Source organism: Arthrobacter sp. KNU-44, assembly GCF_051843155.1.
In the GTDB taxonomy this organism is placed as follows: domain Bacteria; phylum Actinomycetota; class Actinomycetes; order Actinomycetales; family Micrococcaceae; genus Arthrobacter.
Map to the genome: position 1 here is coordinate 352,726 of NZ_JBPXNG010000002.1, position 15,111 is coordinate 367,836.

Annotated in this window: 11 protein-coding genes and 1 pseudogene; 5 read left to right on the forward strand and 7 right to left on the reverse strand. The window is 63.4% G+C overall.

Translation table 11 applies throughout. The features are described 5' to 3' along the window. Nucleotides 1-48: 48 nt before the first annotated feature. A complete protein-coding gene (locus ACSVHC_RS02450; RefSeq protein ID WP_437773220.1) occupies nucleotides 49-3,060 on the reverse strand; it encodes a bifunctional [glutamine synthetase] adenylyltransferase/[glutamine synthetase]-adenylyl-L-tyrosine phosphorylase in 3,012 nt (1,003 codons plus the stop codon). Between the two features lie 9 nt (nucleotides 3,061-3,069). Next, a complete protein-coding gene (locus tag ACSVHC_RS02455; protein ID WP_234753871.1) occupies nucleotides 3,070-4,410 on the reverse strand; it encodes a glutamine synthetase family protein in 1,341 nt (446 codons plus the stop codon). Nucleotides 4,411-4,600: 190 nt separating this feature from the next. On the opposite strand from ACSVHC_RS02455, the gene panB reads away from it, so the two are divergent. Beyond that, complete coding sequence (panB, locus tag ACSVHC_RS02460) at nucleotides 4,601-5,512, forward strand: 3-methyl-2-oxobutanoate hydroxymethyltransferase (protein WP_437773219.1); 912 nt, start codon at nucleotides 4,601-4,603, stop codon at nucleotides 5,510-5,512. Nucleotides 5,513-5,524: 12 nt separating this feature from the next. Here the strand turns inward: panB and ACSVHC_RS02465 are convergent, their stop codons facing one another. Further along, nucleotides 5,525-5,689 carry an SPOR domain-containing protein gene (locus tag ACSVHC_RS02465; protein WP_234753867.1) on the reverse strand — a complete coding sequence of 55 codons (165 nt, stop codon included), beginning with the start codon at nucleotides 5,687-5,689 and terminating at the stop codon, nucleotides 5,525-5,527. 115 nt (nucleotides 5,690-5,804) lie between these two features. Between ACSVHC_RS02465 and map the strand changes: the two genes are divergently transcribed. From map to ACSVHC_RS02480, 3 genes and pseudogenes are all read left to right on the forward strand, one after another. After that, nucleotides 5,805-6,683 carry a type I methionyl aminopeptidase gene (gene map / locus ACSVHC_RS02470; protein WP_437773218.1) on the forward strand — a complete coding sequence of 293 codons (879 nt, stop codon included), beginning with the start codon at nucleotides 5,805-5,807 and terminating at the stop codon, nucleotides 6,681-6,683. Between the two features lie 72 nt (nucleotides 6,684-6,755). Continuing rightward, the gene (gene ppgK / locus ACSVHC_RS02475; RefSeq protein WP_439181370.1) at nucleotides 6,756-7,559 is read left to right on the forward strand and encodes a polyphosphate--glucose phosphotransferase; all 804 of its coding nucleotides are present in this window, start codon (nucleotides 6,756-6,758) and stop codon (nucleotides 7,557-7,559) included. Between the two features lie 148 nt (nucleotides 7,560-7,707). Continuing rightward, nucleotides 7,708-8,145, forward strand: a pseudogene (locus ACSVHC_RS02480) (SDR family oxidoreductase); the annotation flags it as partial. Nucleotides 8,146-8,212: 67 nt separating this feature from the next. Here ACSVHC_RS02480 and nrdR read toward each other — a convergent pair. From nrdR to ACSVHC_RS02495, 3 genes are all read right to left on the reverse strand, one after another. After that, complete coding sequence (nrdR, locus tag ACSVHC_RS02485) at nucleotides 8,213-8,725, reverse strand: transcriptional regulator NrdR (RefSeq protein ID WP_234753861.1); 513 nt, start codon at nucleotides 8,723-8,725, stop codon at nucleotides 8,213-8,215. Nucleotides 8,726-8,895: 170 nt separating this feature from the next. After that, the gene (gene hisD, locus ACSVHC_RS02490) at nucleotides 8,896-10,269 is read right to left on the reverse strand and encodes a histidinol dehydrogenase (protein WP_437773217.1); all 1,374 of its coding nucleotides are present in this window, start codon (nucleotides 10,267-10,269) and stop codon (nucleotides 8,896-8,898) included. Nucleotides 10,270-10,278: 9 nt separating this feature from the next. Continuing rightward, nucleotides 10,279-10,830: a hypothetical protein gene (locus tag ACSVHC_RS02495; protein ID WP_437773216.1), complete on the reverse strand. Its 552-nt coding sequence runs from the start codon at nucleotides 10,828-10,830 to the stop codon at nucleotides 10,279-10,281. Nucleotides 10,831-10,988: 158 nt separating this feature from the next. Between ACSVHC_RS02495 and ACSVHC_RS02500 the strand changes: the two genes are divergently transcribed. Beyond that, complete coding sequence (locus ACSVHC_RS02500; RefSeq protein ID WP_425550457.1) at nucleotides 10,989-11,447, forward strand: flavin reductase family protein; 459 nt, start codon at nucleotides 10,989-10,991, stop codon at nucleotides 11,445-11,447. A 53-nt stretch (nucleotides 11,448-11,500) separates the two neighbouring features. On the opposite strand, the gene dnaE is transcribed toward ACSVHC_RS02500, so the two are convergent. Beyond that, entirely contained in the window at nucleotides 11,501-15,058 is a 3,558-nt protein-coding gene (gene dnaE, locus ACSVHC_RS02505; RefSeq protein WP_439180570.1) for a DNA polymerase III subunit alpha, read from the reverse strand. Nucleotides 15,059-15,111 lie beyond the last annotated feature (53 nt).

Here is a 15,111-nt window from a genome sequence, read left to right on the forward strand (position 1 = left end):
TTAGCGCCCTCCGCCCTCCGCCCTCCGCGGGGACGGCTGGAGCCGAGCTCACTGGCCGTAGAAGTCCTTCTCAAACACGGCCCGGGTCCGCCGGCTCAGGCGCAGATAATCTTCCTCGAACACCGCGGCTTGCCCAGGAGCGTAACCACACCATCTGGCAACGGCCTCGAGATCCCTGCGAGAGGCCGGGAGGACATCGGAGGCGCGGCCGGTGCAGATCACATTCGCCGAGCGGATACGGCTCGCTAGCCGCCAGGCTTCGCGAAGCAACACGATGTCGCTCTTGTCGATCAAGCCCAACGACTCAATCAGGTCGAGGGCCTGCAGCGTGGAAGTCGTCCGGAGTTGCGGATGCTTCCCTGCGTGTTGGAGCTGGAGCAGCTGCACAAGCCATTCGACGTCGCTGAGTCCGCCCCTGCCGAGTTTGACGTGCCTGGCCGGATCGGCGTTTCTCGGGAGCCGTTCCGACTCCACCCGCGCCTTGACTCGTCGGATCTCACGCACATCTGTGTCCGCGAGGGACTCCGGGTAACGGATCGGGTTGATGAGCCGGAGGAACTCCCCGGCCAAATCGTCGTTGCCGGCCATTGGCTGGGCCCGCAACAGCGCCTGGGCCTCCCAGATGAGGGACCACCGCCGGTAGTACTCCGCGTACGACTCGAGGGAACGGACCATGGCCCCGCTCTTCCCCTCGGGACGAAGATCGGCGTCGACGCTGAGGACCCGCTCCGCCAGGATGGCCGGTTTGAGGGGTTGGGTGAGCAAAGTGGAAAGGTGCCCCACGACGGCAAGGGCTTGTTGCTGGGCTTCGGATTCACTCGCCCCGGGAAGAGCGCGATGGACGTACATGACGTCGGCGTCGGAGCCGTAGCCGATCTCGCGCCCGCCTTGCCTGCCCATGGCAACCACCAACACCTGGGTCTTGAGGGGCCCATCGGAAGCCACGATGGCTTCGGCGACGTGCAAGGCGCCCAGAACCGCGGCCCGGTCGGCATCGGCCAATGCCGCCCCCACTGCGTCTTGTTCCAGGAGGCCTGAGCTGTCCGCGATGGCGATCCGGAGGATTTCCCGGCGCCGGATGAGCCGGATGAGCCGCATCGCGTTCGCGGGATCGGCGTGGCGCGACATCTTGGACTGGATTTCCTGCCACTGCGCTTCGAAGCTAAGCGGCATGAGTTCCTTGTCGGCACCAAGCCACGCAACGGATTCCGGGGAAACCTCCAGGAGATCGGCGATCAACCGCGAGTTGGAGAGCACGTGGCAAAGCCGCTCGGCCGCCGCCTGCGAGTCCCGGAGCATCCCGAGATACCAATGGGTCGTTCCGAGGGCTTCGCTGACGCGGCGGAAGGCGAGCAGTCCGGCGTCGGGGTCTACACCTTCGGCGAGCCAGCCGAGAAGGATGGGAAGCAGTTGCCGCTGCAGCGCGGCGCGGCGGCTGACCCCTGCCGTGAGGGCCTCGATGTGGCGCATCGCGCCTTGCGGGTCGCGGTAGCCGAGTGCTGCGAGCCGGCCTTGGGCGGCCTCCGGAGTGAGCCGGGCGTCTTCGGTGCTCAGCTTCGCGGCAGTGTTGAGCAGCGGCCGGTAGAAGATCCGATCGTGCAGTTCGCGAACGGACCGCTTGGTCTTCTGCCAGGTTTCGATCAGGGCGTCCGGATGCGGCCTGCCCGTTGAAAAGGGCCCCAGGACGGCCTTCGCGAGGAAACGCAAAGACTCCTGGCTCGTCGGCATGAGGTGGGTACGGCGCATCTGGAACAACTGGATGCGGTGCTCAAGAACCCGCAGATAGCGGTAGGCGGCATCGAAGGCAGCGGCGTCCACCCTGCCGATGTAGCCACCCGCGGACAGCGCGGATATCGCCGACGTGGTGTCACGGCAACGGAGGGTTTCATCGGACTTTCCGTGGACGAGCTGCAGGAGCTGCACCGTGAACTCGACATCGCGCAGGCCGCCGGGACCGAGTTTGATCTGGCGCTGTTCTTCCGCCGGAGCGATGTTGTTCGTGACCCTGCGGCGCATAGCCTGCACCGATTCCACGAATCCTTCCCGGCCGGCCGAAGCCCACACGAGCGGTTGGACGGCCTGCTCGTAACGCGAACCCAGATCCTTGTCTCCCGCGATGGTCCGCGCCTTGAGGAGTGCCTGGAACTCCCAGCTTTCAGCCCACTTCGCGTAGTAGCTCAAGTGCGAGGGCAAGGTCCTGACGAGGGGACCCGATTTGCCCTCAGGCCGCAAGTTCGCGTCGACCTCCCACAGCCCGGGTTCGGTGCCCGTGGACGAAATGGCACGGGATATCCCGGCGGCCAAGGCCGTGCCGATTGTTGCGGCCTCGGCGTCCTCGAGGCTCGGCGCCTCGATCACGTAGATGACGTCGACGTCGGAAATGTAATTCAGCTCGCGGGCACCGCACTTGCCCATGCCGATGACGGCCAGCCCGACGCCGGCAATATCGTCGGCATCGAAAGTCGCCGCGGCTTCGGCCCTGGCAACCGCCAGGGCTGCTTCTATCGCCGCGCCGGCGAGGTCGGCCAGTTCGGCGCCGACGGCGGGCATGAAGTCCTGGGGACTAGCGGCGCAGAGATCCTTAATGGCCAGTTCGGTCAGCCCGCGCCGGTAAGCCGTCCGGAGGGCGGTGTAGGCACTGGCCCCCGTCATCGCTGCAACGGGCCGGGGAGAGTTGGGGTCCGCTTTGACAGAGCGGAGCAGCTTCGTCCGAAGCTCACGGGGGTCGGCGGACAAGGGCTCCGGGCTGACGCGGACATCAAAGACGTCCAGGTGTTCCGGATGCCTGATCAGGAACTCCCCCAAGGCCTCGGAGGCCCCCAGCAAGCGGTAAAGCGGCTCGCTGCGATCCGGGTGCTCCCCCGCGAGCTGCCTGAGTGAGGGATGCTTCTCAATCAAACGGACGAGCGACTGGAGCGCGGTGTCCGGGTTGGCGCTCAGGTGCAGGCCAGCAAAGATCGTCTCCTGGTCGATGCCGTCGAGTTCACGCGCGGCAAGGAACCGTTCACCCTTTTCAAGATCGCTGAAACCGGCCGAGATGAGCCGGCGGGCCAGGCTCACACTCACAGCCTAGAGAATGCCGAGATTGCGCTTGAGCTCGTAAGGCGTGACCTGGAGCCGGTAGTCCTGCCATTCCGCACGCTTGTTGCGCAGGAAGTGGTCAAAGACCTGTTCGCCGAGGATGTCTGCTACGAGTTCCGAATCCTCCATGGCGCGGATGGCATCGTGGAGGCTGGCCGGCAGCGGAGTGTGACCCATCGCCTTGCGCTCGGCCGTGGTCAGCGACCAAACATCGTCTTCCGCGGCGGCCGGAAGGTCGTAACCCTCCTCGATGCCCTTGAGCCCGGCACCAAGCAATACGGCGTAGGCGAGGTACGGGTTGGTGGCGGAGTCAATCCCGCGGTATTCGATCCGCGCGGACTGGCCCTTGCCCGGCTTGTAGAGCGGCACGCGAACCAGGGCCGAGCGGTTGTTGTGGCCCCAACTCAGGTAGCTCGGCGCTTCGCCGCCGCCCCAGAGGCGCTTGTACGAATTGACGAACTGGTTGGTGACTGCGGTGAATTCCGGCGCGTGGTGCAGGATACCGGCAATGAACTGGCGCGCGGTCTTGGACAACTGGAATTCCGCGCCGGCCTCGTAGAAGGCATTGGTGTCGCCCTCGAACAGCGAGAAGTGCGTGTGCATGCCCGAACCCGGGTGGTCCGTGAACGGCTTGGGCATGAACGTGGCGTAGGTGCCCTGCTGCAGGGCCACTTCCTTGATGACAGTGCGGAAGGTCATGATGTTGTCGGCCGTCTGGAGCGCGTCCGCGTACCGCAGATCAATCTCGTTCTGGCCTGGTCCGCCTTCGTGGTGGCTGAACTCCACGGAGATACCCACGGATTCAAGCATGGTGACGGCAGTGCGACGGAAGTCCTGTGCCACGCCGCCGGGCACGTGATCGAAGTAGCCGCCCTCGTCAACCGGAACAGGAACGCCGTTGGCGTCGAGGTCCTGGGACTTGAGGAGGTAGAACTCGATTTCAGGATGCGTGTAGCAAGTGAAACCCATGTCAGCGGCCTTGGCGAGGGTGCGCTTGAGCACGTTGCGGGGGTCGGCGGCCGACGGCTCGCCGTCGGGGGTCAGGATGTCGCAGAACATCCTGGAGGTCTGCTCGGTTTCACCGCGCCACGGGAGGATCTGGAACGTGGAGGGGTCCGGCTGGGCCAGCATGTCGGATTCGAACACCCTGGCGAGGCCCTCGATAGCCGAGCCATCGAAACCTAGGCCTTCTTCGAAGGCGCCTTCCACTTCTGCCGGCGCAAGTGCCACCGATTTCAGGGAACCGACGACGTCGGTAAACCACAAGCGTACGAAGCGCACATCACGCTCTTCGATAGTTCGCAGAACGAACTCTTGCTGGCGGTCCATGGGGCCTCATTTCCGGGTCAACGTCCATGCCGCGGGTTCGGGGTTCGAAGCCGACGACAACTCAGCATTCACTCTACTAAGCATTGGCCCGGATTGGCTGCACCCCCGGTCCGCGTAACACAGCGTTTACAAATGTGAGGCTCCTCATGCGACGGTGGCTAGGACGGCCGGTACCGCATACGCTCTATTCATGGCCCCAAGCAACAGTTCCGATTCCAGCATGCCCGCCGAAATTCCTGCGCCTTACGGAACCGGACCTGCCACTGCAGGTTCCGGGGCTTCAACGGTTGCTTCAACGCCGAAGCCCGCCGCCCGGATCCGCACCCATCACCTGCAACAGGCCAAGGCAAAGGGTGAGCACTTTGCGATGTTGACCGCCTACGAGCAATACACGGCTGAAATTTTCGACCAGGCCGGCATCGAGGTGTTGCTGATCGGCGATTCGGCCTCCAACAACGTCTTCGGGAACGAAACCAGCCTCCCGGTGACCGTCGACGAACTCCTCCCCTTGTGTCGAGCAGTGGCCCGATCCGCCAAGCGTGCCTTGGTTGTGGCCGATCTTCCCTTCGGCAGTTACGAAGTGTCTCCGGAGCAGGCAGTGGCAACAGGCGTGCGCTTCCTGAAGGAAGGCCTGGCACACGCCGTCAAGATCGAAGGCGGCGCGTTCTACGCGGGAACCGTGCGGGCCATGGTCCAGGCAGGCATTCCCGTCATGGCGCACATCGGCTTCACGCCCCAGAGCGAACACTCTCTGGGCGGCTACCGCGTCCAGGGCCGGGGCGATGACGCTGCGCGCCTGATCGAAGACGCCGTTGCCCTCGCAAATGCCGGAGCGTTCTGTGTACTGATGGAGATGGTTCCCGCGGAAACCGCGGCCGCCGTCGATGCAGCCATTGACGTACCGACTATCGGAATCGGCGCAGGTAACGCAACCACGGGACAGGTCCTGGTGTGGCAGGACATGGCCGGATTGCGCGGCGGCAAGATGGCCAAGTTCGTCAAGCAATATGCGGATCTGCGCACCACCCTGAGCGAAGCAGCGAAGGCGTACGCCGACGACGTCAGGTCCGGCCAGTTCCCGGGCCCGGAACACTCCTTCTAGGAGGACACAGCTTCAGTCCTCGTCGTCCTTGTCCCAGGCTTCGTTGCGGGCCTTGACCTTTTCGAGGGCATGCTCGGCTTCCTCGCGGGTCTTGTAAGGACCGATCAACTGGGACCAGTCGGACAACGCGTCCTCTTCGATTTGGTGTGTCTGAACGTTGTACCAGAACTCCGCCACGGTTTCTCCTTTGCGAATCCCGCCGTACGCTCGGCGGGGCGGGTTGCCCTTCGTGCGGGCCGATATTTAGCTACTTAGTTACTTGCGTCTCGCGCGTCCCTTATATGATCAATCTATGCCTTCTCCCGCTCTGACCGCACCCATCGGCACGCTCACCCGTGGAACCGTCAGCCCACAGCTGCCGGTACCGGCGTCCATCCCGCGCCCGGAGTACGTCGGCAAGCCTGGACCGGCGAAGTTCACCGGTTCAGAGGTCAAATCGGCGGAAACCATCGAGAAGATCCGCATCGCCAGCAAAATCGCGGCCCAGGCGATCGTCGAGGTCGGCAAGCACATCGAGCCGGGGGTCACGACGGACCAGTTGGACCGGATCGGCCACGAGTTCATCCTGGACCACCAGGCCTACCCGTCAACTCTTGGCTACCGGGGCTTTCCCAAATCCCTGTGCTCCTCGCTTAACGAGGTCATCTGCCATGGCATTCCAGACAGCACCGTCGTCCAGGACGGCGACATCCTGAACATCGACATCACGGCCTACATCAACGGGGTCCACGGAGACACGAACTACACCTTCCTGGTGGGAGACGTCGACGACGAGTCGCGTCTTCTCGTTGAACGCACCCGGGAGTCGCTCAACCGGGCCATTAAAGCCGTAGCGCCGGGCCGCGAAATCAACGTGATCGGCCGGGCTATCCAGTCCTACGCGAAACGTTTCGGCTACGGCGTGGTCCGCGACTTCACCGGCCACGGCGTCGGCGAGGCCTTCCACACGGGCCTGATCATCCCGCACTACGACGCCGCGCCGGCCTACAACACGGTCATCGAAGCCGGCATGGTCTTTACGATTGAACCCATGCTCACCCTCGGAACGATCGAGTGGGACATGTGGCCCGATGAATGGACCGTAGTCACCCGCGACCACAAGCGGACCGCGCAATTCGAACACACCCTGTTGGTCACCGAGACCGGCGCCGAAATCCTGACTCTTCCTTAAGCTCGCCGGAAGGTCACCTGCAGCCGTTCGTGCTGCGACATGCCCACCCCTCCTGCCATGAACGGAAACGCATTGACCAAGAAGGATGAGAAGATCCACAAGAACGGCCCGCTGATCGGCATCGACGTCGGTGGCACCGGCATCAAGGGCGGCATCGTCGATCTCAAAAAGGGCAAGCTGCTCGGGGACCGCCTTCGTATCCCGACGCCGCAGCCTGCCACTCCCGAAGCCGTCGCCGAAGTGATCGCACAGATCGTCGAAGAATTGTCGGCCCGCGAGGATGCCCCCGCCAAAGGTTCGCCCGTGGGAGTCACCTTCCCCGGAATCATCCAGCACGGCGTAGTCCGCTCCGCCGCCAACGTGGACAAGTCCTGGCTCGACACCGACATTGATTCGCTGCTCACCAAGCGATTGGACCGTCCCGTCGAGGTCATCAACGATGCCGACGCAGCCGGACTCGCTGAAGCCCGCTACGGCGCGGGCGAAGGCGTCGACGGCACGGTCCTGGTCATTACGCTCGGCACAGGCATCGGCTCAGCCTTTATCTTCAACGGGCACCTCGTGCCCAACGCCGAGCTCGGCCACCTCGAAGTGGACGGCCACGACGCCGAAACAAAGGCATCCGCCGTGGCACGTGAACGCGACGGCTTGAGCTGGGAAGAGTACAGCGTGCTGCTGCAGCGCTATCTCTCCCACCTCGAGTTCCTGTTCTCCCCGGAACTCTTCATCATCGGTGGCGGTATTTCGAAGCGTTCGGACGAATACTTCCCCCACCTGAATCTGCGGACCCGCATCGTCACTGCGGAACTGAAGAACGACGCCGGAATCGTGGGGGCCGCGCTTGACGTCGCCCTCCACCACAAGCTCGCCAAGTAGTACGGCAGCCTTCCGGATGGACGACGGCGTGCCCGACGTCGCGATTGTCACCGGCGCGAGCCGGTGCATTGGCGCTGCCATAGCCCTCAGGGCAGCGGCAGCGGGGTACGCCGTCGTCGTCAACTAGTCCAACCTCATCGGCAATCTCATTGATGTGCCGAGCGAAACGATCCGCCGCGTCATGGACGTCAACGTCAACGGATTGGTCTTCGTCTGCCAGGAAGCTGTACGACGCCTATCCACCGAGAGCGGCGGCCCGGGCGGCTCCATTGTCAACGTTTCCTCGACCGCGACCAAAGCGGGTTCACCCGGCACCTGGGCGCACTACGCTGCGAGCAAGGGCGCTGTTGACGTCCTGACGGTTGGCCTCGCGTCCGAAGTAGCGAAACAGGGTATCCGGGTGAATTCCGTGGCGCCCGGAAGCACCAACACGGGATTGCACGCGGCCGCTGGGACGCCCGACCGTGTGGAACGGCTCAACCCGGGGATCCCCATGGGCCGGGGCGCAGAACCTGATGAGGTGGCCGCCGCCGTGTTGTGGTTGATGTCCGACGACGCCGGTTACATCACCGGAGCCGTACTGCCGGTCTCGGGCGGCGGTAGAAGCGATGCCGGTGGTGGCTGCGGCTTCCCCTCCGCTGCCACCACCGGAGCTAGATGGGGCTCTTCTCGGAGCTCTTGCCCTTGGCGATTTTCGCTGCATTCTCGGCCGCTGCGCTTTCGGCTTCGTGGCGGAGCAGCGAAATGGCCGATTCGAAGTCCTCAAGCGATTCGAAGGCCTGGTAAACGCTGGCAAATCGCAAGTAGGCGACTTCGTCGAGTTTCTGGAGTGGTCCCAGGATGGCCAGGCCCACCTCGTGGGCGTCGATTTCAGCCGCACCGGAAGATCGGATATTTTCCTCGACTTCCTGGGCCAGCATCGCGAGGTCGTCCTCAGTCACGGGACGCCCCTGGCAGGCCTTCCGAACGCCGTTGATGATCTTGATCCGGCTGAAGGGCTCTCCCACGCCGGAGCGTTTGATGACAGAAAGGCTTGTGGTCTCCACGGTGGTGAACCGGCGTCCGCACTCGGGGCACTGACGCCGACGGCGGATGGCTGAGCCGTCGTCGGCCATCCGACTGTCCACAACGCGTGAGTCGGGGTTTCGGCAGAACGGACAATACACGCTGGGCCTCCCCTGTTTGGTTCCGGCACCCCTGTCCTCACGGCGGCATCGGCCGGGGACGCAACTGGTGCCGGAAGTTTGACTTCCGGCACCAGTTTACGGCTATATAAGGCCTAATGACAAGATTGTAATTACTATATGTAGTGGTTGTTACCCATACATGTAGTGGTTTAGGGGCCCGCGAAACGAATCTTGACGGCGTCGCCGTGGCCGGGAAGGTCTTCGGCGTCGGCGAGGCTCACGATGTGTTTGCTGACCTGTTCCAAGGCAGCCTTGTCGTAGTTGATCACCTGGACGGCGCGAAGGAATGTTGTCACGTTCAGTCCGGAAGAGAAGGCTGCTGTACCGCTCGTGGGCAAAACGTGGTTGGAGCCTGCACAGTAGTCTCCGAGGCTGACCGGGCTGTAGTCCCCTACGAAAATCGCGCCGGCGTTGCGGATCCTTGCGGCCACCGCGGCCGCGTCCGCGGTCATGATTTCCAAATGTTCTGCCGCGTACGCATCGCAGACCGCAATGCCCTGCTCGATATCGTCTACCAGCACCACGCCGGACTGTGGGCCCGACAATGCCGTGGTGACTCGCTCACCGTGCTTCGTGGTTCCTGCCTGCACCGCTAGTTCCCGCTGCACTGCGGAGGCGAGTTCCTCGGAATCGGTGATCAGGACAGACGCCGCCTTGGGGTCGTGCTCGGCCTGGCTGATGAGGTCCGCAGCCACGAGCTCCGGACGGGCGGAAGCATCAGCCAAGATGGCGATCTCGGTAGTGCCGGCCTCGGAGTCGATCCCCACGACGCCTTTCACAAGCCGCTTGGCCGTGGCGACGAAGATGTTTCCGGGACCGGTCACGACGTCCACGGGCTCGATGGGCTGATCGTCGGCAGCCCCGGGGATGCCGTAGGCAAAGGAAACAATCGCCTGGGCCCCTCCGATGGCATACACCTCGTCAATGCCGAGCAAAGCGGCCGCGGCCAGGATGGTGGGGTGGGGCAAGCCTCCGAAGTCCTTCTGCGGCGGAGACGCCAAAGCGATCGAGGCGACCCCGGCAGCCAGCGCCGGAACGACGTTCATGATCACCGACGACGGATAGACGGCCAGCCCGCCGGGAACATACAGTCCCACGCGGCCCACCGGCACCCAGTTCTGGCTGACGACGGCGCCGTCCCCCAGTTCCACATCGACGTTCGCGGGCCGTTGGCCATCCGCAAAACGCCGGGCACGGCTGATGGATTCCTCTAGGGCCGCACGGACTGACGGATCCAGGTTCTCAAGGGCTTCAGCAAGGGCGGCATCCGGCACGCGCGGGTGGGACTGCTCCACGCCGTCGAACGCCAGCGCGAACTCCCCAAGCGCCTCGAAGCCGCGGGATCGGACGGCAGCAATGATGTCCAGGACTTTTTGCTCGGCGTCCGCCATGGTCTGATGCTTCGCCCGGGGCACCACGGCACGCAGCTCCGCAAGGGTCAAGGATCGTCCGCGCAAGTCAATGCGGCGGAAGTCCAGGGACTGGACGGCGGTTTCGGCAGGGTTGTCCGGAGAAATGGTCACCAGATCATTTTACGGGTCAAGCGGCGGTGCCTCCGGCTGCCTTCCCATCAAGCTGAAAAGAGTCAGCAGGAATGTCACAAGGGCCGTCGCCCCCGGCCACAGCAAGAGTGCCGTCGCCGACCGCAACGAGAAGCCGTCGGTTCCGCTTGAGGCGGGACCCCACCAGTGCGCGGCCAGCACACCCACCTGCCAAGCCACCAATGCCCCCACGGCGCCACCTAGGACTGCCAGGAACGTGCGGATGCCGTGGCCCGGCGTCCGGACCTTGCCGTCGAGGAGGACTGCCGTGAAGCAGCCGGAAAGCAGCAGAAGCCCCGCCAGGACCAAGTCCCTCGGAAGCCGCCCCGCCGAGGCAGTGGGATCGGCGAGGGCAGGATTGCCGGAGACGACGTTGAGGCCGCCCGGAGCCAATAGCCACCATGCGAGACCCAGCCCGATTCCCGAGGCGGCAGGCACGGCGAGCCACAGCCACCATTTGCGGTCTCGCATGTCCATGCCCATGTCAGGGTGGGTGTCCCTCGCGGGACCGGAGTCGAGAAGGTTCGATGGTGGCTTCGTCATGACACAAACATTAACAAACGTTTCTGGAGGCTCAACAAGCAAGCGCCGCGGCGAGCAGCGGAATACGCTGAATCCACCAGCGTTATTACCACTAGCTCACGCAGGAGATCGGCAAAGTGGCCTCGGACAATTCGGCTTTTGAAGCGACATTCAAGCAAATGTTCCGCCGGCATGCCGCGGGGGTGGCCATCATCACTGCCGACCTCAACGGCAAGCCCTTCGGCTTCACGGCGACGTCCGTGGCTTCGCTGTCGGCCGAGCCACCACGCTTCACGTTCAACATGTCCCGCAGCTCCAGCTCCTGGCCGGCTGTGGCGAATTCAACGTATATCGGCCTGCACATGCTCGGTCTCGAGAATCAGGCCCTCGCAGACCGCTTCGCCCGCACGCAGGAACGGTTTGAAGGCGATCACTGGGAGCCTGGGCCCTTCGACGTCCCGATCCTCAAGAACGTGGCCGGCTGGCTGATCGGCAAGATCCAGATGCGCCTGTCCTTCGAAAATAACGCGATCGTGGTGGTGGAGGTTGTCGATGGGCTGGTCGGCGAAGACGATACTCCCCTGCTGTACCACTCGGGCTCCTACGGCCAGCCGGTTCCGATCGATTATGAGATCTAGTTAAGGCAGGAGATCTAACGTCATCGGCTGGGTTGTTCAGGAAGCTGGGCTCATCAACTGTCCAGGCAGGTCGGGCCGAGAAGTACCTTGAGGTCACCGAAAAGCGACGGAGTGGGATTCACGCGCATGTGTACGGGCAGGCCCATGACCTCGACCTTGGAGTCACCTTGCAGGTGGAGCCGGACCTCGGAGTTTCCCCGGTGGGTGGTCAAAACATCGCGAAGATCGGTGACGACGGCCTCGGTTGCCTTGTAGGTGGGCATCGTGATGACGAGGGGACCGTTGGTGCTTTCGCTGAGGTCCGGAACCGAGAGCTCCATGCAGTTCAAGGTAACCGCACCGTCGTCGCGCCGCTGCAGGCGGCCCTTGACCACCACGATCAGGTCCTCCGCGAGGACCGAGGCGATGGGGCCGTAGACCTGGCCGAAGAACATGACTTCGATGGAACCGCCCAGGTCTTCGATCTCCGCCCGCGCGTAGGCATTGCCGCTTGCCTTGGCAATCCTGCGGCTGAGCGAGGTGATCATGCCCGCAATGGTGACGATGGCGCCGTCGTGCGGTCCGTCTTCTCCCAGGATCGAAGTGATCGACTGCTCTGCGTGCTGGCTCAACACGCCCTCAAGCCCTTGCAGTGGATGGTCCGAGACGTAGAGTCCGAGCATGTCACGCTCGAAGGCGAGCTTGTCTTTCTTCTCCCATTCCGGCAGGTCCGGAATCTCCGTGCTCAGGGAGGCTTGCGGCTCCTGGTCCTCGAATCCGGCGAAGAGATCGAACTGGCCGATCGCCTCATTGCGTTTGAGCGTGATGACCGAATCGATCGCTTCTTCGTGCACCATCGCCAGCGCACGGCGGTGATGGCCGAGGGAGTCGAACGCACCGGCCTTGATGAGGGACTCGATGGTGCGCTTATTGCAGACCACCGCCGGAACCTTCATGAGGAAGTCCTTGAAGGACGTGTAGGCGCCCTCGCTCGCCCGGGCCGCCACCATGGCTTCCACGACGTTGACGCCGACGTTGCGGATAGCCCCCATTCCGAAGCGGATGTCAGTTCCCACAGGGGTGAAGTTGAGGCTTGACTCGTTGACGTCCGGCGGCAGGACCGTAATGCCCATACGCCGGCATTCATTGAGGTAGATGGCCGATTTGTCCTTGTCGTCGCCCACGGAAGTGAGCAGGGCTGCCATGTATTCGGGAGCGAAGTGGGCCTTCAGGTACGCGGTCCAGTAGGAAATGACCCCGTACGCGGCGGAGTGCGCCTTGTTGAAGGCGTAGTCGGAGAACGGGAGCAGGATGTCCCACAAGGTCTTGACGGCATCCATGGAATAGCCGTTGTCCTGCATGCCCTGGGAAAAGCCGGCAAACTGCTTGTCCAGTTCGGATTTCTTCTTCTTGCCCATGGCGCGCCGGAGGATATCGGCTTGACCAAGTGAGTAGCCGGCCAGCTTCTGGGCCACGGCCATGACCTGCTCCTGGTACACGATCAGGCCATATGTTCCGCCGAGGATTTCGGAGAGCGGTTCCTCGAGCTCCGGGTGGATCGGGATGACTTCCTGGATCTTGTTCTTACGCAGGGCGTAATCCGTGTGGGCGTTGGCGCCCATGGGACCCGGCCGGTACAGCGCCAACACGGCGGAGATGTCTTCGAAGTTGTCAGGCTTCATGAGCTTGAGCAGCGACCGCATGGGCCCGCCGTCGAGCTGGAAGACGCCCAACGTGTCGCCGCGCGCCAGCAACTCGTACGACGCCGGGTCGTCCAACGACAGGTGCTCAAGATCGAGGTCGACGCCTCGGTTCATCTTGATGTTTTCCAGGGCGTCGGAAATGATCGTCAGGTTCCTCAAGCCGAGGAAGTCCATCTTGATCAGGCCGAGGCCTTCGGACGTCGGGTAATCGAACTGCGTGATGACCTGGCCGTCCTGGATGCGTCGCATGACAGGAATGACGTCGATGATGGGGTCCGAAGACATGATGACGCCTGCGGCATGTACGCCCCACTGCCGCTTCAGCCCCTCAATGCCCAGCGCGGTCTCGAAGACCTTGGCGGCCTCCGGGTCCGTGCTGATGAGCTGGCGGAAGTCTCCGGCCTCGCCATAGCGCTTGGCCTCGGGGTTCTGGATGTCCGCCAGCGGGATGTCCTTGGCCATCACGGCCGGCGGCAACGCCTTGGTGAGCTGTTCACCCATGCTGAACGGGTAGCCGAGCACACGGGAGGAGTCCTTGAGGGCCTGCTTGGTCTTGATGGTGCCGTAGGTGACAATCATGGCCACGCGCTCGTCGCCGTACTTCCGGGTGACGTAGTCGATCACCTCGGAGCGGCGACGATCATCGAAGTCGACGTCGAAGTCGGGCATGGACACGCGGTCCGGGTTGAGGAAGCGCTCGAAGATCAGGCCGTGTTCCAGCGGGTCGAGGTCGGTGATGCGCATGGCATACGCCACCATGGAGCCCGCACCCGAACCACGGCCCGGGCCCACCCTGATTCCGTTGTTCTTGGCCCAGTTGATGAAGTCGGCCACCACCAGGAAGTATCCCGGGAAGCCCATGGACGTGATGACCTCAAGCTCATAGTCGGCTTGCGTGCGTACCTTGTCCGGGACGCCGTTCGGGTAGCGGTAGTCGAGCCCCGTGGCTACTTCCTTGACGAGCCAGGATGTCTCGTCCTCGCCGGGAGGACAAGGGAACCGCGGCATGTAGTTCGCGCCCGTGTTGAAGGACACTTCGCAGCGCTCTGCGATCAGCAAAGTGTTGTCGCAGGCTTCGGGATGATCGCGGAACAACTCGCGCATCTCCTGCGGTGACTTCAGGTAGTAGCCGCTGCCGGAGAACGCAAACCGCGAGCCGCCGTTGTCATAGGTGGGCTCGAGCAGCGTGGAGCCCGACTGGATCGCCAAGAGGGCCTCGTGCGCCTTCGCGTCATGCTCATGCGTGTAGTGGAGGTCATTGGTGGCCACGAGCGGAAGCTTCAGTTCCTTGGCCAAACGCAGCAGATCGCCGGTGACCCGCCGTTCGATGTCCAGGCCATGGTCCATCAGTTCGCAGAAGTAGTTTTCCGCACCGAAGATGTCGCGGAACTCGGAAGCCGCGGCCAGCGCCTCCCGGTACTGCCCGAGCCGAAGGCGGGTCTGGACTTCACCGGAAGGGCAACCGGTGGTGGCGATCAGGCCTTCGGAATACGTGTTCAGCAACTCCCTGTCCAAGCGGGGCCATTTGCCGAACACCGAGTCGAGCGAAGCAATCGAGGATGCCCGGAACAGATTGCGCATGCCCACGTTGTTGTAGCTCAACAACGTCATGTGGGTGTAGGAACCACCACCGGAAACGTCATCCTTGCGCTGGCCCTCGTCGCCCCAGCGGACGCGCTCTTTGTCGCCGCGCGCCGTGCCCGGCGTGACATAGGCTTCCACGCCGATGATCGGCTTGATGCCTTTGTCCGTGGCCTTCTTCCAGAAATCGAAGGCACCGAACAGGTATCCGTGGTCCGTGGTGGCCAGCGCAGGCATGCCCAGCCGCTCGGTCTCGTCGAACAACTCAGTGAGACGTGCCGCACCATCCAGCATGGAGTATTCGGTGTGGGTATGCAGATGGACGAACGAGTCATTGCTGGAAGTCACCACGACAGTCTACCGGCAGGGCCCGCGCAGTTGGAGTGGCGCGCTGGAAGCGT

Excerpts from the sequence above, each read along its gene's own strand:
- ACSVHC_RS02455 (WP_234753871.1), bottom strand. The coding sequence starts at position 4,410 with ATGGACCGCCAGCAAGAGTTCGTTCTGCGAACTATCGAAGAGCGTGAT.
- panB (WP_437773219.1), top strand. The coding sequence starts at position 4,601 with ATGGCCCCAAGCAACAGTTCCGATTCCAGCATGCCCGCCGAAATTCCT.
- map (WP_437773218.1), top strand. The coding sequence starts at position 5,805 with ATGCCTTCTCCCGCTCTGACCGCACCCATCGGCACGCTCACCCGTGGA.
- ACSVHC_RS02495 (WP_437773216.1), bottom strand. The coding sequence starts at position 10,830 with ATGACGAAGCCACCATCGAACCTTCTCGACTCCGGTCCCGCGAGGGAC.
- ACSVHC_RS02500 (WP_425550457.1), top strand. The coding sequence starts at position 10,989 with ATGTTCCGCCGGCATGCCGCGGGGGTGGCCATCATCACTGCCGACCTC.